Genomic DNA, 21,957 nt, shown 5'->3' with positions numbered 1-21,957 from the left:
CCGGCCGGGCCACCGGGACGGCGGGGTTCTGGTCGATGGAGGTCACAGCGACCCGAGCGTACGCGACGGTTCCGCCGTATCGGATGTGCCGTCGGTCGGAGGGTGAGACGATTCATCCCGTACGGCAGGTCGGCGTCCGGGTCGGTCCGGCGCTGCCCCGGGGCGCCGGAAGGGGGAGACGTGTCGATTCCGCTGCACCGCACCGCGCTGGCGGTCGCCGTCGGCGCCCTCGTCCCCGCCCTGTGGCACACCGCCCCGGCATCCGCCGCCCCGGTCCCGGTCGCCCCACCGGCCCTCGCTGCGGCCCCCGGGCCGGGTCAACCCCCGCCCGACGGGGGCGGTGACCCGCAGCCGCCGCCCGGCGTGCTCTTCGTCGAGGTGACCCCGGGGACCGTCGAGCCGGGTTACCTGGTCGGTATCCGGGCGAGCTGCCACGACAACTCGATCCCGGCGACGGTCGTGTCCGACGCCTTCGGCCGGGTCCAGGTGCAGCCGCAGCACGGCCTGCTCACCGCCGCGCCAATGGTCAGGGAGCGGGTCCGGCCGGGCAACTACCGGGTCAAGCTGGAATGCCCCGACGGGGCGACCGCCTCGACGGCGCTCCAGGTGGTCAAGAAGGTCAAGCCCAGCCCCGGGCCGCACACCGGCTTCGGCGGCGCGGCCGGCGGCGGCGGGATGCCCGGCGGGCTGCTCGTGCCCGGCGGGCTGGCGTTGACCATCGCCGGGGCCGTCGTCGGTATCGTGGCGGCCCGCCGGCCGCGTGGCGTCGCCGGGCAGTGACCGTGCCGTCCGCCTCCCCGGGGCCGGGCAACGGCCCGCTCCCGCCCCCCGGCAGCCCGCCCCCCGGTGGCACGCGGGCGCACCGTTCCCCCTCCGGCGGCCCCGGTCCCCGCCCCCGGTGGGTCGGTCTGATCCCCCCGCCGGCCGGCCCGGTGCCCGGTCCGCCGCCATCCGTCGCGGCGACTGCACAGCGCAGCACCCCGGCCCGGCCGCCCGACGATCCGATGTCGCCCCCGTTCCGTGCCCCGGTCCCGTCCACCGGCGGCCCGACGGCTGCCGGCCCGGCCCCGGCAGCCCCGCGCGGCGGGCGGTCCTCGACGCGCGGGCCCTGGTCGGTGCCGCTGGCCGTGGCGCTGGTGCTGCTCGGGATCTTCGCCACCGGCGCCGGGCTGGGGCGTTCAGTCGGGCCCCTGGACTGGACGGGCACGCCGTCGCAACGCCCGGCCGCCGACGCCCGGCGCAGCCCCGTGCCGGGCAGCCTGCCGGCCAGCCGCCCGGTACGGCTCACCGTGCCCGCGATCAAGGTGGCCGCCCCGGTGACCCCGGTCGGTCAGGCCCGCGACGGCTCGATCGACGTACCGCCGCTCGACCGGCACGACGAGACCGGCTGGTACGACCGGGGCCCGACCCCCGGCGAGCCCGGCCGGGCGATCATCGTCGGCCACGTCGACTCGAAGGACGGCCCCTCGGTCTTCTACGACCTGCGCAAACTCAACCCGGGCGACACGATCGAGGTGACCCGGGACGACCGGCGGGTGGTGGTGTTCCGGGTCGACTCGGTGGAGTTCTTCGACAAGTCGGCCCTGCCCGCCGACCGGGTCTACGGCCGCGACGGCGCACCGGCCCTGCGGCTGATCACCTGCGGCGGTCAGTGGATAGGCGGACGCACCGGATACGCCGACAACGTCATCGCGTTCGCCTCGTTGGCGGCGACCCGGTCACCCTGACCGCCTGGCGATATTGCGGCGACGCCGCCCGCCGGCGGATGGCAGGATCGCGCGGTGACGGCGGACGTGGTGCGGCAGGCTTTCACCTGGATCGAGTCGGTGGCGGTGCCCGCCGACGGCGGCCCGTGCTGGCGGGAGGCGGGCGAACCCTTCGACGACCTGTACGCCGGCACCGCCGGGGTGCTGCTCGGCTGCGCCGAGGTAGTCGCCGCCGGTGCCTACCCGCCGGGCGGGGTGCCCGCCGGGGCCGCGCCCCCCGTCACCGGCTCGGGCAGCGGGGCCGGGTCGGCTCTCGACCGGGTCGCGGCCGGTGCCCGGGACCGGTTGGTGCACCTCGCCCGGCACAAGCCGGACGCCGCGACGCTGCCCGACGACGGGGTGTTCGGCGGCTGGGCCGGGGCCGCCGTCGCACTGCGCGCCTGGGGCCGGGTCACCGGTGACCCGGTCGCCCGCGACGCCGCCGCGTCGGTGACGGCACGCATCGCCGAACGGCTGCGGGACCGCCCGGTGGATCCGGAGCGGTGCTCCGACGTCATCTCCGGCGACGCGGGCATCCTGCTGACCCTGCTCGACGACACCGGTCGTCCGGTGGTGGCGCAGGCGGCGCACGTCCTCGCCGACGGGCTGGTGGGGCTCGCCGAGGAGCACCCGGACGGGCCGCACTGGCGGATGCGGGCCGGCGACGAGCGCCTGATGCCGGGCTTCTCGCACGGCACCGCCGGGGTCGCCTACGCCCTCGCCGTCGCCGGTGTCACCCTGCGCCGCGACGACCTGCTCGACACCGCCGTCCGCGCCGCCGACGGCCTGCTGGCGATGGGTGACCAGCCGGACGGCTGGGCGTTGCCGTTGCTGGTCCCGCCCCGCCCGGACCGCCCGGCGGTCAACTTCGGCTGGTGCCACGGCCCCACCGGCACGGTGCGGCTGTTCACCCTGCTCGACACCGTCGACCCGCAGCCCCGCTGGCAGCGGGCCGTCGACGGGTGCCTGCGGGCGCTGCGCGACAGCGGCCTGCCGCAGCGGCGGTACCCGGGCTACTGGGACAACCTCGCCCGGTGCTGCGGCACGGCCGGGGTCGGACAGTTGCTGGTGGACCGCTACCGGGCCACCGCCGACCCCGCCCTGCTCGCCTGGGCGCACCGGCTCGCCGAGGACGTGCTCGCCCGGACGGTGTCCACCCCGACGGGGGTCGCCTGGTCCAACACCGAGCACACCCGGACCCCGGCGGAACTGCCGCCGGAGCCCGGGTTCATGCAGGGCGCCGCCGGGATCGCCAGCTGGCTCGCCCGGCTCGCCGCCCCCACCACCGCGCCCGTCCTGCCCTGGCTCTGACCGCCCGGGGCCGGCTCAGCCCTTGCCGGTCACCTGCTGGACCACCTCGAACTCCAGCAGTGTCGCGCCGGAGGCGACCGGCCGTTGCTGCTCGCCGCCCCCACCACCGGCGTGCGCGGCGCGCGACGGCCCGGCCGCCCACGCCTGGTACGCCTCCTCGGTCTCCCAGCGGGTGTACACGAAGTAGCGGCTCTCACCGGCCACCGGGCGCAGCAGTTCGAAGCCGAGGAAACCGGGGGAGTTCTCCACCGCGCCGGCCCGGGCGGCGAACCGCTTCTCCAGCTCCTCGCCGGCACCGGGCGGGACGTCGATCGCGTTGATCTTCACGACTGCCATCTCCCCACCCTAGCCCCGCGCCACCGGGCCGGTCCCCGGCTGGTGCGCCGCGTCCGGTGAACGGATCGTGGAGAGTTGTCGTGGCCCCGCCCGCCACAACTCTCCACGATCCACCTGCCGCCGGCCCGTCCCGGCGAAACGATCAGTCGGTGGGTGGGTGGAGCCAGGCCAGGAAGCGGTCGGTCAGGTCGACCTGACGACCACAGTCGAGCTGCCTCAGGTGTTCGGTAGCCTCCACCGACAACTCGGCCAGGAGAACCAACAGGCCGGATCGGTCACCGTCGTACCTGGCCAGGAGCGCGAGCTTCGCCTCCCCGCAGGGCCAGGGCCGGGCATCGACCCGGCACAACCAGATCGGCCGCAGCGGCGTGTGCCGACCCGGCAGCGCTCCGGTCACCGGGTCGCCGCCGGGGCGCGTACCGCTGCCGGGTCCGGCCGGGCGTTGCGCCGCCGGGTCGCCGGTCCCGGCCGGTCGGCTTCCCCTGGTTGCCGGCCGGCCACCGGTTCTGGTCGTGGGGCGGACCGTCGGACACCGGCTGACCTGAGGAACAGGGTCCGCCGCCGGACCGCGTCACCGGCGGCATTCAGCTGGTACGCGTCGACCCACACCCACCCGTCGTACGTGTGCCAGTCGGTCAGCACCCGGATGACCCGGACGGTTATCGGCCAGATGAACTGCACGCTCGCGTCTCTGGTGAGGTGCAGCAGTTCACCGGCACGCACCGCTGCCGCCGGCAGCGGTGACGCCGGCTTCCTGCCCGGCGACGGACCGTGACGATGCTCGTCATCCGGGGCGGACGGTGGCATCGGGCGCCTCTCGATCACGGTGGCCATCCCTTCTGGGCATCTGGCGGAGGGAGCGCCAGTGATGTCGCTGCGGCAAGAACCATCGCAGTGGGTGACGGACGAGTTAACCGCCCGTATGCGACCATCGAGGGACGTCTAGGAAAGGTCCCCTCCGGTGCCGAAGAACGAATCTCTACGGGACGCGCTGACCGCCGCCGGGCTCACGGTCGGCCAGCTCGCGGAGAAGTGTGACGTCGATGCCAAGACCGTGCAGCGGTGGGTCAGCCGGGGTCGCCTGCCGCATCCACGCTCGCGGGTGCGGGTGGCAGGTGTTCTGGGTAAGGATGTAGACGTGCTGTGGCCTGATGCTGTGCGTCGCGCTGTCAAGTTGGGTGCGGACCGGGAGTTGGTGGGCGTCTATGCCCGCCGTTCCGACCTGCCCCGGTCGCTGCTCCGGGAGTTGATCGAGGGAGCGCGGTCCCGCCTCTGGTTCGGCGGCTACACGAGCTACTTCGTCTGGCTGGACGTGCCGAACGCCGCCGGGACCCTGGGGGCGAAGGCACAGGCCGGAGCGGACGTACGGTTTCTGCTCGGTGACCCGGCGAGCCCGGTCACCGCCGGTCGGGACCGGGTCGAGGCGACCCCCCTCGACCTCGGGACCCGGATCGCCATGACGCGTGCCGAGATCGCCAAATCGCCCACCCCGCTGGCCGTGCGGCTGTCCGACCGGCACGTCGCGATGTCGGTCTGGGTGTTCGACGACGACGCGATCGTGGCCACCCACATCGGCGGCGCGCTGGGCCAGGACTCCGTCACGTTCCATCTGCGCCGGCGGGAGAGCGACGGGCCGTTCAGCAGGTATGTCGAGCACTTCGAGGCGCTCTGGGCCGATGCGGCGCAGCAGCAGCCCGCCGACGCGGTAGCAGAGCAGCCGGGCGGGCGCTGACCGGCCGGGATGCGGCGCTACCGCTCCTCGGTCGGGCCGGTCGGCTCCGCGAAGGGCAGGTCGGCGTCGACCACGATCGGGGCGTGGTCGGAGGGGCCCTTGCCCTTGCGGGCCTCCCGGTCGACGTACGCGGAGCGGACCGCGCGGGCCAGCGCCGCGGAGGCGTACACCAGGTCGATCCGCATGCCCTTGTTCTGGTGGAACATGCCGGCCCGGTAGTCCCAGTAGGTGTACGGGTGCGGGCCCTTCATCGGGGTGGGCACCACGTCGCTGAGGCCGAGGTCGCGCAGGGCGGCCAGGGCGGCCCGCTCGGCGGGGGTGACGTGGGTCGAGGTGACGAAGAGCGCCGGGTCCCAGACGTCGTCGTCGGTCGGGGCGACGTTGAAGTCCCCGCAGACGGCGACGGGACCACCGGCGGCCACCGCCGGCCTCACCGCGTCCCGCAGCGCCGCCAGCCAGGCCAGCTTGTACGCGTAGTGCGGGTCGTCGGTGGCGCGGCCGTTCGGCACGTACACCGACCAGATCCGGACCCCGGCGCAGGTGGCGGCGATGGCGCGGGCCTCGGGCCGGGGGAAGCCCGGCTCGTCGGGGAGCCCGACGGCGACGTCGGTCAGCCCGACGCGGGACAGGACGGCCACCCCGTTCCACCGGCCGTCGCTGTGGCTGGCCACCTCGTAGCCCAGCTCGCCGACCTCGGCGACGGGGAAGGCCCCGTCGGGGCACTTGGTCTCCTGGAGGCAGACCACGTCGGGGGCGGTGCCGGCCAGCCAGTCGAGCAGGCGGGGCAGGCGGGCCTTCACCGAGTTCACGTTCCAGGTCGCCAGGCGCATGTGCCCAGCCTGCCGCATCGCGGCCCACCCCGCCGGGCCGGCCCGCCGTCGGACCGGCCCCGGCGCACCGGTGGCTGCGGGCGGCGGCGTCCCGGTCGGGTCGCCGCCACCCGGCCGGCGGGGTCAGGCGCCCGGGGTCTCCCCGGGTCGGGTCTGCTCGGCGAGGAAACGCTCCAGCTCGGCGCCCAGCTCGTCGGCGGTGGGCAGGGGGCCGGTCTCGGCGGCGAGCAGGTTCTTCTCCCCCCGGCCCCGGGCGAACGCGTCGTACTGCTCCTCCAGGGCCGTGACCAGCGCGGCGGCCTCGTCGGTCTGGGCGACCTGCCGGTCGATCTCCACCCGGACCACCTCGGCGGCGGAGCGCAGGCTCTCGTTGGGCAGCAGTAGCCCGGTGCTGCGGGACACCGAGGCGAGCAGCACCTCGGCGGCGGCCGGGTACTCCGTCTGGGCAACGTAGTGTGGCACGTGCGCGGAGAACCCGAGGGCGTCCCGACCGGCCTCGCCGAGCCGGTACTCCAGCAGGTGACCGACGCTGCCCGGGACCTGCACCCGCTGCAACCACGGTTCGTAGCCGGCGATCAGCTCGCGGCGGGTGGCGTGCGCGGTGACCCCGGTGGGCCGGGTGTGCGGGACGGCCATCGGGATCGAGTTGAGCCCGACGGTGAGCCGGACGTCGAGCCGGGCGGCCACCGCGCCGACCGCCGCCACGAACCGCTCCCACTGCAGGTCCGGCTCGGGGCCGGTGAGCAGGAGGAAGGGCGTCTCGTCGTCGTCGCGGAGCAGGTGCAGGGCGAGTTCGGGGGCGTCGTAGTCCTCCCAGTGGTCCTCGACGAAGGTCATCACCGGGCGGCGGGACCGGTAGTCGAAGAGCTGGTCGACGTCGAAGGTGGCGATCGTACGGGCGTCCAGTGAGGTGAGGAGCTGCTCGCGGGCCAGCCGGGTGGCGTTGCCGGCGTCGACGAAGCCGGTGAGCGCCTGGATCAGCACCGGCTGACCGAGGTCGGGCAGATCGTCGGTGAGCTGGTACAGCTCGTGTGGGTCGAGCACCGGTCGGACCTCCTGAGGAAATGCGCCTACGGGCGACCGCGCACGGACGGCACCCGGTTCGGGGAACGTACCCGTCGGCGTCATCCATTCCATCACTGGGCGCGTCGTGACCGATCCGGCTATCAAACCCGGAGGAAGCCACCAATTCGCCGGACGGGCCGGGACAACCCGGCCGGACGGTTCCGGCGTGTCGCCCGAAAGGGGGACATGATGGATCTTGCGGTCGGCCGGGGTGGTCTGGGTGGTCGACCCGCTCCGACGACGGCGCGCGCGGTTGCTGACCGTAATGCCCGTTGGGAGTGGTCTGTCGCCCCGGTCCCGCGTCCGGGGTGAGCGTCCCGCCGCCCTGCCGGAAAATGTGGCGAGGGCCACTTCCTGCTGGTGGGTGGCCGGGAAAGGGCATGCCTAGCCTCGGCGGATGCGTGACGACGACACCATCGACGACCAGGGCGCCCCCCAGGGCATGACTGGCCGTTCGGACGACACCCCCTCGTCCGTTCAGGTCGGCGTTCTCCGTGAACCCCGTTCCCTCCGTACCCGCCTCGGCGGGCTCGTTAACCTCCGCCGCCGCCGGCCGGTGCTCCTCGCCGCCGGGGTGCTCTGCTGCCTCGGCGTCACCGCCGTCGCGGGCGTCCAGGCCCGGCCGGACGAGCGGGCCGACGACCGGGCCGGCACCGAGGCCGCCCTCGCCGAGCGTGGCCAGCAGGCCGCCTCCCGCGCCGAGATCCGTACCCCGGTCACCATCGTGCCGAGCACCCCGGCCGCCGCCAGCCCGACCGCCGCCACCCCGAGCCCGACCCCGAGCGCGACCAGGACAACCAAGCCCAAGCCCCGGCCGAAGCCGAAGCCCCGGCCGAAGCGGATCGTCCCGGTGGCCGGCCTCGACCAGGCCCAGATGGACAACGCCAAGGAGATCGTCAGGGCCGGCCGGGCGATGGGCGTGCCGCGCCGGGCCCTGATCATCGCGGTGGCCACCGCGATGCAGGAGAGCAACCTCTACAACTACGCCAGCGGGGTGCTGCCCGAGTCGCAGAACTACCCGCACCAGGCGATCGGCTGGGACCACGACTCGGTCGGGCTGTTCCAGCAGCGGCCGAGCAGCGGCTGGGGAGAGGTCGGCCAGCTGATGGACCCGGCGTTCGCCACCCGGGCGTTCCTCACCGCGCTGCTGGAGATCCCCGGCTGGGCGGACCTTCCGCTCACCGTCGCCGCGCAGGCCGTGCAGATCTCCGCCTACCCGGACCTCTACGCCCAGCACGAGTGGCGGGCCACCGAGGTGGTCGCCGCCATCCTGGTCTGAGTCGCCGGCCCGGCCCACCCCGCGGAGTGGGCCGGGCCGGTTCGCGTCGGGGTCGCCTGATGGCTACCCTCGACCGGACACAGTGGACGGTTGGTGGTTGCTCGGATCGGGTACACATGACGCAGGACACCCGATCGGAGGACGACATGTCAGCACTGATGCAGCGGATCAGCGCCTTCCTGCGCTCACCCAAGGGGCAGCAGCTGGTCGACCGGGGTCGGCGCGAGCTGGCCAAGCCGGAGAACCAGGCGCGGCTCAAGCAGGCGGCAGGCAGGCTGTCGGGCCGTCGCCGCTGACCGTCCGCGAACCTATTCCAGCCCGGGAGCATCTGTGACCGACGCCGTCCCCGTCGACGACGAACCGACCGTCCCCACGCCGCCGGTACCGGCGGACACCGCCGGCCCGGCGGCCGTCCCCGTGACACCGACCGCCACGGTCCCGGCGACCGTGGGGGCGTCGGCTCCGGTCCCGGCGGTGCCGGCCGCTGATCCGGGCGACGCGCCGGAGGCCCCGCCGGCCCGGCTCTGGGACCGGATGCGGGACGACCCGCAGTACGCCCCGGAGCACCTGGCCCTGGAGGCGGTCCGCCGGCTCGGCCCGGAGGCGGCGCAGTGGGTCGCCAGGACCCGGGCGGAACGCCCCGACGCCACCGCCGACCAGTTGGCCGAGCAGGCAGTCCGGCGCTTCGTCAACCGGGCCCGCCTGTCCGGAGCGGTCTCGGGCGCGGCGGGGCTGCCCGGTGCGGTCATCGACGTCGGCGTGCTGGCCTGGACCCAGGCCCGGCTGGTGCTGCACGTGGCCGCGGCGTACGGCGCGGACCCGGTGCACCCCGACCGGGCCACCGACCTGCTCGTCCTGCAGAAGGTGCACAAGGCGGCCGAGACGGCCCGGCTGGCGCTGGGCGTCGCGGCCGGTCGGGAGCGGGCGGGTGCGTTGTTCGGTCACGCCGCCCAGAACCCGCTCGGGCGGGTGATGCTGCAACTCGGCGTCCGGCTGGCCCGGATGGCCGGGGTGCGGGCGGCCAAGCGGGTCTTCGCCAAGGTCGTCCCCGGTGCCGCGATCATCCTCGGCACCTGGGCCAACTCGTCGGCGACCAAGGATCTGGCCGAGCGCGCCCAGGCGCTCTACCGGGAGCACCGGGGCGGAGTGCCCCACCCGCGCCGCTCCTGACCGGAGCCGGTGCCACGCCGCGTCCGGCCCATTACCGGGCGCGGCCCGCGCAGGGCACGACCGCGGGGCGACGCCCGCCCGCGAGCGGGCGCGGTGCCGGGGTGGCTCAGAGCCGCCAGCCGGCCGCCGGGAACGTCGCGTCGGCGAGCCGGTTCTGCCCGGCGACGTTGGGGTGGAACCAGTCCAGCGCGTTGACCTCGTCCAGGCTGAACCGCACCCGGTGCACCGCGCCGCCGTCGTAGCGGCACCGCGACCCGTACGCCCGGCAGGCCGCCTTGAGCTGGCTGTTGTACGCGTCGATCCGCTCGGCGAAGCGGGCCCGGCGGTCCCGGTCGGCCTTGGCGTCCGAGGTGGGATTGGCCAGCAGGGCGGGGCAGATCCCGGTCTTCCAGATCCGCACCGCGCGGGACTCGGTGCGCCCGACCTCCCAGAGCCGGTTCAGGTCGGGGATGCTGGCCACCAGGACCCGGGCCTTCGGGCGGCCCTCGCGCAGCACCCGCAGCGCCCGGTCGACCTGGCTGCGGAAGGTGGCGGTCGCGGTCATCGCGTCGATGTCGTCGCGGCAGGCGTCGTTCGCGCCGATCAGCACGGTGACGTAGTCGGCCTTGTCCTTGACGGCGGCGCCGGCCTGCCCGGCGAGGGCCTCGGCGCGGGCCCCCGGCACGGCGTGGTTGCGGGCCCGGTTGCGGATCGGCGCGCCGGCGTCGAGCAGCCGCCGGTAGTGGCTCTCCACCCGGATGCCGTCCCCGGTGGACCAGGAGTTGCGCTGGCACGAGGTGAGCACCAGGCAGGAACCGAACCCGGTGGTGATCGAGTCGCCGAGGGCGGCCATCGTGCCGGGCAGACCGGTCGGTGTCGATCCGCTCTTCGTCGGGCGGGGGGAGGCCCCGCCGCCCTCCTCGCAGGCGAGCGCGGTGAGCGCCAACAGGCAGGCCACGGCGGCGACCCAGCGTCGAGGCATGCGTCTTCCCCCGGTCAGGCGGCGCAGAGCGACAGCCCGGTCACTCTACGGGCCGTACGGGGTGCGGCGGCCCGCTCGTGTCGACTTCCGGGCAGATTCAACAGCTCGAAACATGAATCTGGTAAGAACAGGTCGGACCGGGGCTCTCCGGGCGGGTCGTCCTCCGCCGCCGACCCGGTGGGCAGCGCCTTCGCGGGTGATCCGGGCGTCGGGGCCGGTTAGTGGCGTCCGTGCCGGGGTAGGCCGAGACGATGACGAGATCGCAGCCCCGGCGCGCCCGTGGCACGGTCGGCCACGCCTACAGCGCGTTGAACCTGCGCCTGGCGCTGGCCCTGTTCGGCCTGGTCACCATGACCATCCTCGCGGTCGTGGCGTTCTGGGCCGGGCTGGCCTGGCTGGGCGTGCCCTGCGCGCTGTTCGCCGTCGTGGCGGTGGTCGACCTGGTCGTCATCCAGCGCCGCCGTGCCGCCCGCCGCCGTGAGCAGCCGGGCGCGCGGCACTCACTCTTCGAGTGACAGGAGTACGAGATGCCCATCGCCACCACCAACCCCGCCACCGGTCAGGTGCTCAAGTCGTACGAGCCGATGTCGACCGAGCAGATCGACGCCGCCATCGAACGGGCCGACCTGGCGTTCCGGGACCTGCGCCGGACCACTGTCGCCCAGCGGGCGCAGTGGATGAACGCCGCCGCGGACCTGCTCGACGCCGAACGCGACGAGACCGCCCGGCTGATGACCACCGAGATGGGCAAGACCTACGCCGCGGCGCAGGCCGAGGTCACCAAGTGCGCCACCGCCTGCCGGTTCTACGCGGCGAACGCGGAGCGGATGCTCGCCGACGAGCCCGCCGACGCCGCCGCGGTGAAGGCGAAGCGGGCCTTCGTCCGCTACCAGCCGATCGGGGCGGTGCTCGCGGTGATGCCGTGGAACTTCCCGCTCTGGCAGGTGATGCGGTTCGCCGCGCCGGCCCTGATGGCCGGGAACACCGGCCTGCTCAAGCACGCGTCCAACGTGCCGCAGACCGCGCTCTACCTGGAGGACGTGTTCCGCCGGGCCGGGTTCCCCGAGGGCGCGTTCACCACCCTGCTGGCCGGCTCGGACGCCGTCGACCGGATCCTCAGCGACCCCCGGGTCCGGGCGGCGACGCTGACCGGCAGCGAGGGCGCGGGCCGCTCGATCGCCCAGATCGCCGGCCGGGAGCTGAAGAAGACGGTGCTGGAGCTGGGCGGCAGCGACCCGTTCGTGGTGATGCCCTCGGCCGACCTGGACCGGGCCGCCGAGGTGGCCACCACCGCCCGCTGCCAGAACAACGGCCAGTCCTGCATCGCCGCCAAGCGGTTCATCGTGCACACCGACGTCTTCGACGCGTTCGCCGGGAAGTTCGCCGCGAACATGGCCGCGCTGCGGGTCGGTGACCCGATGGACGCCGGCACCGACGTCGGCCCGCTGGCCAGCGAGAGCGGCCGGGACGAGATCCACGCCCAGGTGCAGGACGCGGTGGCGCACGGCGCGACGGTGCTCTGCGGGGGCGAGAAGCCGGACGGCGACGGCTGGTTCTACCCGCCGACCGTGGTCACCGACCTGAACCCGCAGATGCGGATGTGGGCCGAGGAGGTCTTCGGGCCGGTCGCCGGGCTCTACCGGGTGTCGTCGTACGACGAGGCGGTCGCGGTGGCCAACGGCACGCCGTTCGGGTTGGGCGCGAACGCCTGGACCACCGACCCGGCCGAGCAGGAGCGGTTCGCCACCGACCTGGACGCCGGCAACGTGTTCGTCAACGGCATGACCACCTCGTACCCGGAACTGCCGTTCGGTGGGGTGAAGAACTCCGGCTACGGCCGGGAGCTGTCGGCGCTGGGGATGCGGGAGTTCTGCAACACCAAGACCGTCTGGGTGGGGGAGGGCGCGGCCACCGCCGGGGCCGGCGCGCACGCCGAGTGACCCCGCGCCGGGTGACCGGCGCGGGCGAGCTTTAACCGGACACCGTCATGGGTACGGAAGGACGCCATGACGGTGTTCGGCTTCCACGCCTCCCACGAGCAGATCCATCCGAGCCGCCTGCTGGAGGCGGTGGTGCACGCCGAACGCGCCGGCTTCGACGCCGCGATGTCGTCGGACCACTTCTCGCCGTGGAGCACCAGGCAGGGCCAGTCCGGCTTCGCCTGGTCCTGGCTGGGAGCGGCGCTGCAGGCCACCGGGCTGCCGTTCGGGGTGGTCAACGCCCCCGGCCAGCGTTACCACCCGGCGATCATCGCGCAGGCGATCGGCACCCTGGGCGCGATGTACCCGGGCCGGTTCTGGGCGGCGCTGGGCACCGGCGAGGCGAGCAACGAGCACATCACCGGCGACGGCTGGCCGCGCAAGGACGTGCGGACCGCCCGGCTGCGGGAGTGCGTGGAGGTGATCCGGGCGCTGCTGGCCGGCGAGGAGGTCAGCCACGACGGCCTGGTCCGGGTGGACCGGGCGAGGCTGTGGACCCGGCCGGAGGAACCGCCGGCGCTGATCGGGGCGGCGGTCAGCGTGGCCACCGCCCGGTGGTGCGCCGAGTGGGCGGACGGCCTGATCACGGTGAACGCACCGACCGCGCACCTGCGCGAGATGATCGACGCCTACCGGGACGCGGGCGGGCGGGGACCGTTGCACCTCCAGGTGCACGTGAGCTGGGCGCCGGAGCAGGCCGAGGCGGAGGCGATCGCGTACGAGCAGTGGCGCAGCAACGTCTTCGCGCCGCCGGTCTGCTGGGACCTCGACACCGCCGAGCACTTCGACGCGGTCAGCGAGCGGGTGCCGATGGAGCAGGTCGCCGAGGTGGTGAACGTGTCGGCGGACCTCGGCCGGCACGTGGGCTGGCTGGAGGAGTACCTGTCGCTGGGCTTCGACCAGATCGCCCTGCACCACGTCGGGCAGGAGCAGCGCGCCTTCATCGACACGTTCGGTGCGGAGGTGCTGCCGAAGTTGCGCGCCGCCGGGTGATCACCCTGGCCCCTCCGTACGCCTAGGCTGCTACTCCATGGAAGCTCTGTTCGAGGTCGTGGTCTTCCTGGCGATCGCGACCTTCGGTGCCGCGCTGGCCCGCAAGCTGGGTCTGCTCGCGCCGATCCTGCTGGTGGTGCTCGGCCTCGGGCTGTCCTTCCTGCCGGGCTTCCCGCACGTGCGGCTCGACCCCGACCTGGTGCTGGTGGGCATCCTGCCGCCGCTGCTCTACGTGGCGGCGTTGGAGACCTCGGTGCCGGCGTTCCGGCTCAACCTGCGGCCGATCCTGCTGCTCGCGGTGGGGCTGGTGATCTTCACCGCGTTCGTGGTGGGCACGGTGGTGCACCTGTTCCTGCCCGAGCTGCCGTACGCGATCTGTGTGGCGCTGGGCGCGGTGGTGGCCCCGCCGGACGCGATCGCGGCCACCGCGGTGGCCCGGCGGGTGGGCCTGCCCCGGCGGGTGGTGACCATCCTGGAGGGGGAGAGCCTGGTCAACGACGCCACCGCGCTGGTGCTGCTGCGGGTGGCGATCGTCGCGGCCACCGCCAGCGCCGGCTCGGTGAGCTTCGGGTACGTGGCGCAGGAGGTGGTGGTCGCCACCGGCGGCGGGGTGCTGGTCGGGCTGCTGGGCGTGGTGGTCTTCGGCTACCTGCACAAGCGGACCACCGATCCGCTGTTGGACAACGCGCTGTCGTTGATCGTGCCGTTCGCGGTGGTCTTCGCGGCCGAGGAGATCCACGCCTCCGGGGTGGTGGCGGTGGTGGTGACCGGGTTGGGGATCGGCCACAAGATGCCGCTGCTGCTGTCGGCCGCCTCCCGGTTGCAGACCGGCGCGTTCTGGCGGCTGGTGCAGTTCCTGCTGGAGGGGCTGGTCTTCCTGCTGGTCGGCCTGCAACTGCCCGAGGTGCTGCAGGATCTCGACGAGCCGACCGGCCGGCTGGTGGGGATCACCGCGGCGGTGCTGGCGGCGGTCTTCCTGGCCCGCTTCGTCTGGGTCTTCCCGGCCACCTACCTGGCCCGGCTGGTGCCCCGGGTCCGGCAGCGGGACCCGGGGCCGCCGGTGCAGTTCCCGATCGTCATCGGCTGGGCCGGGATGCGCGGGGTGGTGACGCTGGCCGCCGCGCTGGGCCTGCCGCTGACCCTGGCCGGGGAGCAGCCCTACCAGCGGGCGCTGTTCATCTGGCTGGCCTTCGCGGTGATCGTGGCGACACTGGTCGGGCAGGGGGCGACCCTGCCGTGGGTGGCCCGCCGGTTGAAGCTGCCCCCGGACGACCCGGTGGCCGACGCGCTCTCCGCCGCGACGGTGCAGCAGCAGGCCGGCCGGGCGGCCCGGGAGAAGCTGGACGAACTGGCCGAGGGCGCGCCGCCGGCCGTGGTGGAGCGGTTGCGCGGGCTGGTGCAGAGCCGCACCAACCTGGCGTGGGAGCGGCTCGGCGGCAGCGACCGGGAGACGCCGTCGCAGGCGTACGGTCGGCTGCGGCAGGAGATGATCGACGCCGAGCGGGAGGTCTTCCGGGCCGCCCGGGACGAGGGACGGATTCCCGAGGAGGTGCTGGTGCGGGCGTACCGCGACCTGGACCTGGAGGAGTCGTTGTTGCGACGGGAGAGTGACTGATGAGCTGTGCGCACCTGACCGGGGCGGGAACCGCCGAGCCGAGCGTCACCGACGCCTGCCCGGAGTGCGTGGCCGTCGGCAACGACGACTGGGTGCACCTGCGGTCGTGTGTGGAGTGTGGGCAGGTGGGGTGCTGCGACTCGTCGCCGTACCAGCACGCGACGAAGCACTTCGAGTCCAGCGGGCACCCGGTGATGCGGTCCATCCAGCCGGGGGAGTCCTGGCGCTGGTGCTTCGTCGACGAGGAGATCGGCTGAGCCGTCAGGTGGTGGCGGTATGACGTAACCGCTATTCGACCGGGTTCCGACCGACCGCATAACATCGGTGAACTTCTATCGATGGGAGGTCGGACGATGCGCCGACGACAGTTCTCGCGTACCGCCGGGACCCTGCTGGCGCTGGTGCTCACGGCGACCGGCGCGGTCGCCGCGGGTGGCGGCGCGGCGTCCGCCGCCGCGCGGACGGTCTACTACGACGCGAGCCGGGCGGGGGAGTTCCGCACCAACTTCGACCAGGCCGCGACGATCTGGAACAGCTCGGTGAGCAACGTCCGGCTGGTCGCCCGCACCCCCGGCAACATCACCATCTACGTCGACACCGGCTGGCCCCGGGCGCAGACCACCAGCCTGGGCAACGGCCGGGTCTGGATGGGCACCCAGGCCGTCGACCAGGGGTACGACCGGACCCGGATCGCCACCCACGAGATCGGTCACATCCTCGGCCTGCCGGACAACCGGACCGGCCTGTGCACCGACCTGATGTCGGGCAGCAGCGCCCCGGTGTCGTGCCGCAACGCCACACCCAGCAGCGCCGAGGCGTCCCGGGTCAACGCGTTGTTCGCCGGTTCGCTCACCGCGCCGGCCGGGGTCAGCTACGTCTGGCGGGGCGACGGTGCCCCCGCGTCGGTCGCCGTCGGTTCCTGAGCCCCGTCGGTCCACGGTGGAGGGGCCGTTCCCGCCGCTGGCCGGGAGCGGCCCGGGTGGGGTGCCGCCGACGGGGGTCCGGCCCGTCGGCGACGCCGCCCTGATCCCGCCGTGCCGAAGGGTTGCGACATGATCACACCGCGTAGCAAGATGGCTCCGGATATCCAGGATGTCCGGGGAGGGTCAGGATGAATCTGGCAGTCAAAGAGGCGATGGCCGAGGCGGGCGAGACGGCCGAGAGCCTCGCCGCCCGCATCGGGGTCGACCCGAAGACCGCCGCGCGCTGGGCCAGCCAGGGGAGGATCCCCCAGACCCGGCATCGTGCCGAGGTCGCCGCGCTGCTCAAGCGGGACGTCCTCGACCTCTGGCCCGACCTGCACAAGCGGCACGAGCCCGCGTGGTTCCGGCCGTGGGCCGACATCGAACGCGAGGCCGTCGTGCTGCGCGGCTTCGAGCTGGCCTGGGTGCCCGGCCTGCTCCAGACCGAGGCGTACGCACGGGCGACCCTGGCCGGGGAGACCCTGACCGAGGAGGAGGTCGACCAGCTCATCACGGCGCGCCTCGCCCGCCAGGCGATCCTGCACCGCGACCGCCCGCCGCTGCTGGTCGCCGTCATCGACGAGTCGGTGCTGCACCGCCCGGTGCCGGGACGGCCCGACCTCATGCGTGAGCAGTGCGCCCACCTCGCCGCCTGCGCCGAGCTGCCGACCGTACAGGTGCACGTGGTCCCCACCGAGACGGGCATGTACGCCGGCCTCGGCGGGCCGTTCGTCGTCGCCGAGCTGGACGACGGCACGCGGGTGGCACACGTCGACGGGCAGGTACGCGCGCAGATCATCGACCAGCGCACGGATATCGCTGTCCTGGAGCGCCGGTGGGCGCGCATAGTGGGGGAGGCCCTACCCCGGGCGCGATCCCTGGAACTCGTCAGGAAAGCGGCGGCATCATGGAGCTGAGCGGCGTCCGGTGGCACACGAGCACCAGGAGCGGCAACAACGGTGGCAACTGCGTCGAGGTGGCGGACAACCTGCCCGGCGTCGTCCTCGTCCGCGACACGAAGGACCGCGCGGGCGGCACCCTGGCCTTCACCCCGGCTGCCTGGCGCGGCTTCCTGCGCCTGGCCCGGTCGACGCGACAGGCCGGCTGACCGGCCCGCCCGCCGCCGTCACCGGGCCGGCGAGGCGTGGGTCAGGGTGCCGGGTGGTGGCGCAGCGCGGCGATGAACCAGTCCAGCACCGGGGTCAGGGTGGGTGGCGCGGTCCAGCCGTTGACCGTCGCGAGGAGCTGGAAGTACCGCTCGGTCCGCGGGTCGTTGGCGACCTCCAGCCGGGCCAGCAGCGCGCTGCGGTAGGCGGCGTCGTCGACCCGGTCGAAGACCTCGCCGTACGCGCAGACCAGCGCGGCCACCACGTGACCGGCGCGGGGCGACTCGGGCGCGATGCCGGCGGCGCGGGCCAGTTCGACGGTGTCGCGGACCCGGTGGGTGAGGTCACGGACCATCGCCACCACCTCGGGGTGGGCGTCGCCGACGGTCCCGTCGACGAACTCGTGGACGATGCGCCGACGCTCGGCGTCGGAGATCGTGGTCTGCTCGGGCATCGGACTCGTCTCCACTGCTGGGCCGGGCGTGCCGGGCGGTCGGGCGGGGGCGCCGGGCGGTCGGGGGACGACCGCCCGGCGCGCTCGGACCCCGGGTGGCAGCCCGGGGTCCGAGGGTAGGAGTGCCGGTCAGGACACCGTGCAGGCGCCGCCGTTGACGGTGATCAGATCCGGTTCCGGGTTGGCCAGCGTGCCGGTCTTGGCGAGCAGACCGAAGGTGATGCTGCCGCCCGGCGCGATCTTCGCGTTGTACGACTCGTTCTTCGCCGTCACGGTGGCCCCGGACTGGGTCACCTTCGCCGACCACGCCTGGGTGACCTTCTGGTCGCCGTTGTAGGCGTAGCGCAGGGTCCAGCCGTCGATCGCGGTGTCACCGGTGTTGCGCAGGACGACCTGGGTGTTGGAGCCGTCCGGCCAGGTGCCGTGCACCTGGTAGCTCACCGCGCAGGTGCGCGGGGCCACCGCCTTGGCCTCCCCCTGGTCGGCGAGGAACGACGCGAGCCAGGCCAGCGCCGAGTTCCAGTTGATCGCCACCTCGTTGGTCGAGTACGAGTTGATGTCGTCGACGTAGCAGAACATCGGCGCGCAGTCCTTGAGCAACTGGGCGACGAACGGGTCCTGCAGGGCGGCGTTCGGGCCACCGGCGAGCGAGCCCACCGGCGGGTTCGGCATGGCCGGGTTGAGCTGGTTGCCGAAGATCCGGCTGTGCTGGTTGCGCGCGTTCTGCTCGCCCCAGCCGGTCACGTACGACATGTTCAGCGCGTTGCGGCCGAGCAGGTAGTCGGTCGCCTGCACGGCACCGTCCCGGTACTTCGCGTCCCGGGTCAGGTCGAACGCGGTGGCCAGCACGACCATGTTGTTGATGATGTTGCTGTTGCTGCCCCAGACGTAGCTGGCCGCCTCGCCCGGCACCGGCAGGCCGTACGCCTGGGCGTGCAGGGTGGCCAGGTAGTTGTCGGCGGCGGCGGTCACCGAGGCGCGGACCCGGGCCCGGTCGGCGGCCGGCAGGCCGTTCGGCACGGTGGCCAGTTCGAGCCGGCCGACCGCGCCCACGCTCTGCCAGCTGAACGCGCCGCCCGTGGCGAACACGTCGCCGGTGTGCTGGGGCGAGGCGGTCAGGTCGTCCAGGTACGCCTTCTTGCCGGTGGTCAGGTACAGCTCGACCGCGGCCCAGTAGAACTCGTCGGTGACGTTGGTGTCGTCGTACGCGCCGCCGCCGATGCCGTCGTTCGGGTCGGCGTAGACCGCCGGGTGCGCCTTGGCCGCGGCGTACGCGGTCGTCGCGGCGGTGCCGCAGCGGGCGGCGAACGCCGCGTCGTACGGGGCGAACAGGCGCTGGCACTGCGCGGCGACGGCGGCCAGGTTGAGGGTGGCGGCGGTCGACGGCGGGTGCAGCTCACGCGGCTGGGCGTCGTCCTGCGGGGCGAGCGGCAGGCCGGTCCACGCCTTGTCGTGGATCTTGTGGTGGGCCATCCCGGCCAGCGGCTTGCCGGCCGGCACCTGCATCCGGAGCAGGAACTCGATCTCCCAGCGGGCCTCGTCGAGGATGTCCGGCACCGCGTTGCCCCGCTCGGGCACCCGCAGCGTCGAGTCGCCCAGCGCGGCGCCACCGGCGGCGGTCTCCGCCGTCTTGGTCCGCTCGAAGGCGCTCAGCAGCTGGTAGGCGGCGATACCGCCGTTGACCACGTACTTGCCGTGGTCGCCCGCGTCGTACCAGCCACCGCGCACGTCCAGCGAGTAGTCGCAGACGCCGGGCTGGCAGGGCACCTGCGTGTCGCCCTGGTTGGGGGCCACCCCGAGGTGGCCGGCCGGGCGGGCGTACTCGTCGCCGATCAGGTCACCGTCGATCTCGATGCCGCTGCGCTGGGCGTAGAAGAACTGCATCGCGTCGGCCCGCAGCCGGTCGTAGAGGTCGCCGGAGATGTCGAACGGGTGGCTGGTCTCGCCGTCGGCGACCAGCGTGTAGCCGGTGCCGGGGGTGCGGAAGGACGAGAAGTCGACGGTCTGCACGTTCTGCCCGGAGGCGGCGTCGACCCCGCGCGGGGTGCTCTGGCCGCTGGCCACGACCGTGCCGGCGGCCGACTTGAGCTGCCAGGGCAGCGCACCGGTCGACTCGGTCACCACGGTCGCGTTCTTCGGGCCGCCGGGCAGGTAGCCGACCTGGTTGACCCGTACCCGGGGGCCGGTGTCCGGCACGTACGGCGGGGCGGCCTCACCACCGCGCAACGAGACGTTGTCCAGGCAGATCCGCTGCTCGGCGGCGGCCCCACCGACCTGGAAGATGAGCTGGGCGTTGGGGTTGTCGTCCGGGACGGTGAACGTCTGCTCGACCCGCTTGCTCGTCGGGGCGGCCACCGCGGGCACGCTCGCGTACGACGTGTAGGGGGCGCTGCCGAGCTGGAGCACGGCGTTGACGCTCAGCCCGGGGGTGGCCGAGATGTCGAAGCTCAGCTTGTACTCCGCGCCGGCGTTGAGCCGGACCCCGTCGTGGCCGATGCCGGCGTCCCACGGATTGGCCAGCCCGGCGGGGACGGTGACGCAGAGCCGGCCGTCGACGACGTCGAGCGGGCCGGTGCCGTAGGAGAACCAGGGCGCGACGCCCTCGCTGAAGTCGCCGTTGCTGATCTGCTCGGGGGCGTCCGGCGGGACCTCGGCGTGGGCCACGCCGGTGCCGGCGCCGGTGAGGATCAGGGTCGTCGCTGCCAGTACCGCGAGATGCCGCCGACGTCGTCGGGTCAGGATCACGGGATTCCTTTCCGGGCGGAAGGGTAGTGGTGGGGTGTGCCGTCGATGCCTGTCACTGGGAGCGCTCCCAGCTATCAGCCAGATGTTTCCAGCGCGTCTCGTCTCTGTCAATCGATTCGACTGGATGACCTTCGGGCTGGTCGCGGCGTGCCGGAGCGGCCCGGACCGACGCCTGCGGCAGTGAGATTCACCGCGCCACGCGCAGTCGTCCTGATCTCCTAGAGACAACACCGCCCTCCGCCTGGCAGGCTGCCACCCATGACCCTGAAGCTTCGTTCCGTCGGGACGAGCGACCGTGGGCTGATCCGCAGCGGAAACCAGGACGCCCTGCACTCCGGTGCCTGGCTCGTCGCCGTCGCCGACGGCATGGGCGGGATGGCGGCCGGCGACCTGGCCAGCCGGATCGCCATCGACGCGGTCGCCCCACTGGACGTGGAGACCCCCGAGGACGCCCTGGTGGCGGCGTTGCAGACCGGCATCGAGCTGGCCACCGCGCGGATCCACCAGGCCGTCCGGGAGGACCCCGAGCGGCAGGGCATGGGCACCACACTGACCGCCCTGCTGTTCTCCCGTACCGGCAGCTGCCTGGCGCTGGCCCACGTCGGCGACTCCCGGGCCTACCTGTTCCGCGAGGGCACCCTCAAACAGGTCACCCGGGACGACACCTTCGTCCAGATGCTCGTCGACCAGGGGGTGATCAGCCCCGAGGAGGCGTCCAGCCACCCCCGGCGGGCCGTGGTCACCCAGGCGTTGCAGGGCGAACAGGTCTCCCCGTCGTACGCCACGATGGTGCCCCGGGCCGGCGACCGCTGGCTGCTGTGCAGCGACGGCCTGTCCAACGTCGTCCGCCCGGACACCCTCACCGAGGTGCTGCGGGAGACCCCGGACCGCCAGGAATGCGCCCGCCGCCTGATCGACCTCGCCCTGCGGGCCGGCGGCCCGGACAACATCACCGTGCTCATCGCCGACGTCGTCGACGAGTGACCGCGACCGGCGGTGCGCCGGCTCAGCGGCGGCGGTGCGTGGTGTGCCGGGTCGGCGCGGCCGTGACCGGGTCCTCCGGCCAGGGGTGGCGCGGGTACCGCCCACGCAGCTCGCCGCGCACCTGCGGGTAGCCGGTACGCCAGAACGACGCCAGGTCGGCGGTGACCGCGACCGGCCGGCCGGCGGGGGAGAGCAGGTGCAGCAGCAGCGGCACCCGGCCGTCGGCCAGCCGGGGCGTCTGCTGCCAGCCGAACGTCTCCTGGAGCTTCACCGCCAGCACCGGCGCGGCCGGATCGGCGTAGTCGACCCGGACCCGGGAGCCGCTGGGCACCTCGACGCGTTCCGGGGCCAGCTCGTCCAGCCGGCCCGCCTGCGGCCAGGGCAGCAGCCGGCGCAGCGCCCCGACCACGTCGATCCGGGCCAGGTCGGCCCGGCGGCGGGCGGCGGCCAGTTCCGGCCCGAGCCACCTGTCGGCGGCGGCGAGCAGCGCGTCGTCGGTGACCTCCGGCCACGGCCCGCCCAGCGCCTGCCGGCAGAACGCCAGCCGCTGGCGCAGCGACCGGGCCGCCGGGGTCCAGGTCAACAGGTCCAGGCCCGCCTGGCGGAGCCCGGCGGCCAGGGCGGCGGCCAGCAGCTCCGCCGCCGGCCGGGCCAGTGGGCGGCTGACCAGCTCGATCGCGCCGAGCCGGG

The 21,957-nt window shown here is 73.9% G+C and carries 24 protein-coding genes and 1 pseudogene; 16 read left to right on the top strand and 9 right to left on the bottom strand.

Going from position 1 to position 21,957, the window contains the following annotated elements; translation table 11 throughout:
* Positions 1-180 precede the first annotated feature (180 nt).
* The 3 genes from B5D80_RS34525 to B5D80_RS24295 all read left to right on the top strand — a co-directional run bounded on the left by B5D80_RS34525 (position 181) and on the right by B5D80_RS24295 (position 3,056).
* A complete protein-coding gene (locus B5D80_RS34525; protein WP_245854949.1) occupies positions 181-780 on the top strand; it encodes a hypothetical protein in 600 nt (199 codons plus the stop codon).
* A 224-nt stretch (positions 781-1,004) separates the two neighbouring features.
* Positions 1,005-1,727 carry a class F sortase gene (locus B5D80_RS34520; protein ID WP_357764165.1) on the top strand — a complete coding sequence of 241 codons (723 nt, stop codon included), beginning with the start codon at positions 1,005-1,007 and terminating at the stop codon, positions 1,725-1,727.
* A 54-nt stretch (positions 1,728-1,781) separates the two neighbouring features.
* A complete protein-coding gene (locus B5D80_RS24295; protein ID WP_088646247.1) occupies positions 1,782-3,056 on the top strand; it encodes a lanthionine synthetase LanC family protein in 1,275 nt (424 codons plus the stop codon).
* Between the two features lie 15 nt (positions 3,057-3,071).
* Here B5D80_RS24295 and B5D80_RS24290 read toward each other — a convergent pair whose 3' ends face one another.
* The 3 genes from B5D80_RS24290 to B5D80_RS24280 form a co-directional block, all read right to left on the bottom strand.
* The gene (locus B5D80_RS24290) at positions 3,072-3,392 is read right to left on the bottom strand and encodes an antibiotic biosynthesis monooxygenase family protein (protein ID WP_088646246.1); all 321 of its coding nucleotides are present in this window, start codon (positions 3,390-3,392) and stop codon (positions 3,072-3,074) included.
* A gap of 142 nt (positions 3,393-3,534) precedes the next feature.
* Positions 3,535-3,789: a flavin reductase gene (locus B5D80_RS24285; protein ID WP_245854947.1), complete on the bottom strand. Its 255-nt coding sequence runs from the start codon at positions 3,787-3,789 to the stop codon at positions 3,535-3,537.
* A complete protein-coding gene (locus B5D80_RS24280; protein WP_211291629.1) occupies positions 3,786-4,073 on the bottom strand; it encodes a hypothetical protein in 288 nt (95 codons plus the stop codon). The genes B5D80_RS24285 and B5D80_RS24280 overlap by 4 nt, the downstream gene beginning before the upstream one ends.
* A 475-nt stretch (positions 4,074-4,548) precedes the next feature.
* On the opposite strand from B5D80_RS24280, the gene B5D80_RS24275 reads away from it, so the two are divergent.
* Positions 4,549-5,124: an XRE family transcriptional regulator gene (locus B5D80_RS24275; protein ID WP_245854945.1), complete on the top strand. Its 576-nt coding sequence runs from the start codon at positions 4,549-4,551 to the stop codon at positions 5,122-5,124.
* A 17-nt stretch (positions 5,125-5,141) separates the two neighbouring features.
* On the opposite strand, the gene B5D80_RS24270 is transcribed toward B5D80_RS24275, so the two are convergent.
* On the bottom strand, positions 5,142-5,954 hold the full coding sequence (locus B5D80_RS24270) for an exodeoxyribonuclease III (protein WP_088646245.1): 813 nt from the start codon (positions 5,952-5,954) through the stop codon (positions 5,142-5,144).
* A gap of 123 nt (positions 5,955-6,077) precedes the next feature.
* Positions 6,078-6,998, bottom strand: a complete 921-nt coding sequence (locus tag B5D80_RS24265) for a proteasome assembly chaperone family protein (protein ID WP_088646244.1) — start codon at positions 6,996-6,998, stop codon at positions 6,078-6,080.
* Positions 6,999-7,416: 418 nt separating this feature from the next.
* On the opposite strand from B5D80_RS24265, the gene B5D80_RS24260 reads away from it, so the two are divergent.
* The 3 genes from B5D80_RS24260 (at position 7,417) to B5D80_RS24250 (ending at position 9,468) form a co-directional block, all read left to right on the top strand.
* Positions 7,417-8,298, top strand: coding sequence for a peptidase M23 (locus tag B5D80_RS24260; protein ID WP_088646243.1), 882 nt, complete (start codon positions 7,417-7,419; stop codon positions 8,296-8,298).
* A 146-nt stretch (positions 8,299-8,444) separates the two neighbouring features.
* Positions 8,445-8,594, top strand: a complete 150-nt coding sequence (locus B5D80_RS33740; protein WP_169733099.1) for a hypothetical protein — start codon at positions 8,445-8,447, stop codon at positions 8,592-8,594.
* Between the two features lie 151 nt (positions 8,595-8,745).
* On the top strand, positions 8,746-9,468 hold the full coding sequence (locus B5D80_RS24250) for an EcsC family protein (RefSeq protein ID WP_425437248.1): 723 nt from the start codon (positions 8,746-8,748) through the stop codon (positions 9,466-9,468).
* Positions 9,469-9,574: 106 nt separating this feature from the next.
* On the opposite strand, the gene B5D80_RS24245 is transcribed toward B5D80_RS24250, so the two are convergent.
* Positions 9,575-10,429 carry a GDSL-type esterase/lipase family protein gene (locus B5D80_RS24245; RefSeq protein WP_088646240.1) on the bottom strand — a complete coding sequence of 285 codons (855 nt, stop codon included), beginning with the start codon at positions 10,427-10,429 and terminating at the stop codon, positions 9,575-9,577.
* Positions 10,430-10,680: 251 nt separating this feature from the next.
* Here B5D80_RS24245 and B5D80_RS24240 point away from each other — a divergent pair, with 251 nt between their 5' ends.
* The 8 genes and pseudogenes from B5D80_RS24240 to B5D80_RS24205 all read left to right on the top strand — a co-directional run bounded on the left by B5D80_RS24240 (position 10,681) and on the right by B5D80_RS24205 (position 17,086).
* Positions 10,681-10,944, top strand: coding sequence for a DUF6343 family protein (locus B5D80_RS24240; RefSeq protein WP_088646239.1), 264 nt, complete (start codon positions 10,681-10,683; stop codon positions 10,942-10,944).
* Positions 10,945-10,956: 12 nt separating this feature from the next.
* Positions 10,957-12,369, top strand: coding sequence for an NADP-dependent succinic semialdehyde dehydrogenase (locus B5D80_RS24235; RefSeq protein ID WP_088646238.1), 1,413 nt, complete (start codon positions 10,957-10,959; stop codon positions 12,367-12,369).
* A gap of 66 nt (positions 12,370-12,435) precedes the next feature.
* Positions 12,436-13,401, top strand: a complete 966-nt coding sequence (locus tag B5D80_RS24230) for a TIGR03885 family FMN-dependent LLM class oxidoreductase (RefSeq protein ID WP_088646237.1) — start codon at positions 12,436-12,438, stop codon at positions 13,399-13,401.
* Between the two features lie 37 nt (positions 13,402-13,438).
* Positions 13,439-15,016 carry a Na+/H+ antiporter gene (locus B5D80_RS24225; RefSeq protein WP_088646236.1) on the top strand — a complete coding sequence of 526 codons (1,578 nt, stop codon included), beginning with the start codon at positions 13,439-13,441 and terminating at the stop codon, positions 15,014-15,016.
* A complete protein-coding gene (locus tag B5D80_RS24220; RefSeq protein WP_088646235.1) occupies positions 15,016-15,273 on the top strand; it encodes a UBP-type zinc finger domain-containing protein in 258 nt (85 codons plus the stop codon). Before B5D80_RS24225 ends, B5D80_RS24220 begins: the two co-directional genes overlap by 1 nt.
* Positions 15,274-15,369: 96 nt before the next feature.
* A pseudogene (locus B5D80_RS24215) lies at positions 15,370-15,897 on the top strand (snapalysin family zinc-dependent metalloprotease); the annotation flags it as partial.
* A 230-nt stretch (positions 15,898-16,127) separates the two neighbouring features.
* On the top strand, positions 16,128-16,895 hold the full coding sequence (locus B5D80_RS24210) for a Scr1 family TA system antitoxin-like transcriptional regulator (protein ID WP_088646233.1): 768 nt from the start codon (positions 16,128-16,130) through the stop codon (positions 16,893-16,895).
* A complete protein-coding gene (locus tag B5D80_RS24205) occupies positions 16,886-17,086 on the top strand; it encodes a DUF397 domain-containing protein (RefSeq protein ID WP_088646232.1) in 201 nt (66 codons plus the stop codon). Before B5D80_RS24210 ends, B5D80_RS24205 begins: the two co-directional genes overlap by 10 nt.
* 41 nt (positions 17,087-17,127) lie before the next feature.
* Here the strand turns inward: B5D80_RS24205 and B5D80_RS24200 are convergent, their stop codons facing one another.
* On the bottom strand, positions 17,128-17,538 hold the full coding sequence (locus tag B5D80_RS24200) for a hypothetical protein (RefSeq protein ID WP_088646231.1): 411 nt from the start codon (positions 17,536-17,538) through the stop codon (positions 17,128-17,130).
* A gap of 129 nt (positions 17,539-17,667) precedes the next feature.
* The gene (locus B5D80_RS24195) at positions 17,668-20,277 is read right to left on the bottom strand and encodes a glycoside hydrolase family 9 protein (protein WP_088646269.1); all 2,610 of its coding nucleotides are present in this window, start codon (positions 20,275-20,277) and stop codon (positions 17,668-17,670) included.
* Between the two features lie 264 nt (positions 20,278-20,541).
* On the opposite strand from B5D80_RS24195, the gene B5D80_RS24190 reads away from it, so the two are divergent.
* Positions 20,542-21,267: a PP2C family protein-serine/threonine phosphatase gene (locus tag B5D80_RS24190; RefSeq protein ID WP_088646230.1), complete on the top strand. Its 726-nt coding sequence runs from the start codon at positions 20,542-20,544 to the stop codon at positions 21,265-21,267.
* A 22-nt stretch (positions 21,268-21,289) separates the two neighbouring features.
* Here B5D80_RS24190 and B5D80_RS24185 read toward each other — a convergent pair.
* A partial coding sequence (locus B5D80_RS24185; protein WP_281253495.1) for an ATP-dependent helicase C-terminal domain-containing protein occupies positions 21,290-21,957 on the bottom strand: 668 nt, incomplete at its 5' end.

The sequence above is a fragment of the Micromonospora wenchangensis genome, assembly GCF_002210435.1.
In the GTDB taxonomy this organism is placed as follows: domain Bacteria; phylum Actinomycetota; class Actinomycetes; order Mycobacteriales; family Micromonosporaceae; genus Micromonospora; species Micromonospora wenchangensis.
Note: the sequence above shows the minus strand (reverse complement) of the source record. Positions and strands in the feature narration are given on the sequence as shown.

Bases quoted from the DNA above. Each gene is read 5' to 3' on its own strand.
- B5D80_RS34520 (WP_357764165.1), top strand. From the start codon at position 1,005: ATGTCGCCCCCGTTCCGTGCCCCGGTCCCGTCCACCGGCGGCCCGACG.
- B5D80_RS24290 (WP_088646246.1), bottom strand. From the start codon at position 3,392: ATGGCAGTCGTGAAGATCAACGCGATCGACGTCCCGCCCGGTGCCGGC.
- B5D80_RS24270 (WP_088646245.1), bottom strand. From the start codon at position 5,954: ATGCGCCTGGCGACCTGGAACGTGAACTCGGTGAAGGCCCGCCTGCCC.
- B5D80_RS24260 (WP_088646243.1), top strand. From the start codon at position 7,417: ATGCGTGACGACGACACCATCGACGACCAGGGCGCCCCCCAGGGCATG.
- B5D80_RS33740 (WP_169733099.1), top strand. From the start codon at position 8,445: ATGTCAGCACTGATGCAGCGGATCAGCGCCTTCCTGCGCTCACCCAAG.
- B5D80_RS24245 (WP_088646240.1), bottom strand. From the start codon at position 10,429: ATGCCTCGACGCTGGGTCGCCGCCGTGGCCTGCCTGTTGGCGCTCACC.
- B5D80_RS24240 (WP_088646239.1), top strand. From the start codon at position 10,681: ATGACGAGATCGCAGCCCCGGCGCGCCCGTGGCACGGTCGGCCACGCC.
- B5D80_RS24235 (WP_088646238.1), top strand. From the start codon at position 10,957: ATGCCCATCGCCACCACCAACCCCGCCACCGGTCAGGTGCTCAAGTCG.
- B5D80_RS24230 (WP_088646237.1), top strand. From the start codon at position 12,436: ATGACGGTGTTCGGCTTCCACGCCTCCCACGAGCAGATCCATCCGAGC.
- B5D80_RS24225 (WP_088646236.1), top strand. From the start codon at position 13,439: ATGGAAGCTCTGTTCGAGGTCGTGGTCTTCCTGGCGATCGCGACCTTC.
- B5D80_RS24220 (WP_088646235.1), top strand. From the start codon at position 15,016: ATGAGCTGTGCGCACCTGACCGGGGCGGGAACCGCCGAGCCGAGCGTC.
- B5D80_RS24210 (WP_088646233.1), top strand. From the start codon at position 16,128: ATGAATCTGGCAGTCAAAGAGGCGATGGCCGAGGCGGGCGAGACGGCC.
- B5D80_RS24205 (WP_088646232.1), top strand. From the start codon at position 16,886: ATGGAGCTGAGCGGCGTCCGGTGGCACACGAGCACCAGGAGCGGCAAC.
- B5D80_RS24200 (WP_088646231.1), bottom strand. From the start codon at position 17,538: ATGCCCGAGCAGACCACGATCTCCGACGCCGAGCGTCGGCGCATCGTC.
- B5D80_RS24190 (WP_088646230.1), top strand. From the start codon at position 20,542: ATGACCCTGAAGCTTCGTTCCGTCGGGACGAGCGACCGTGGGCTGATC.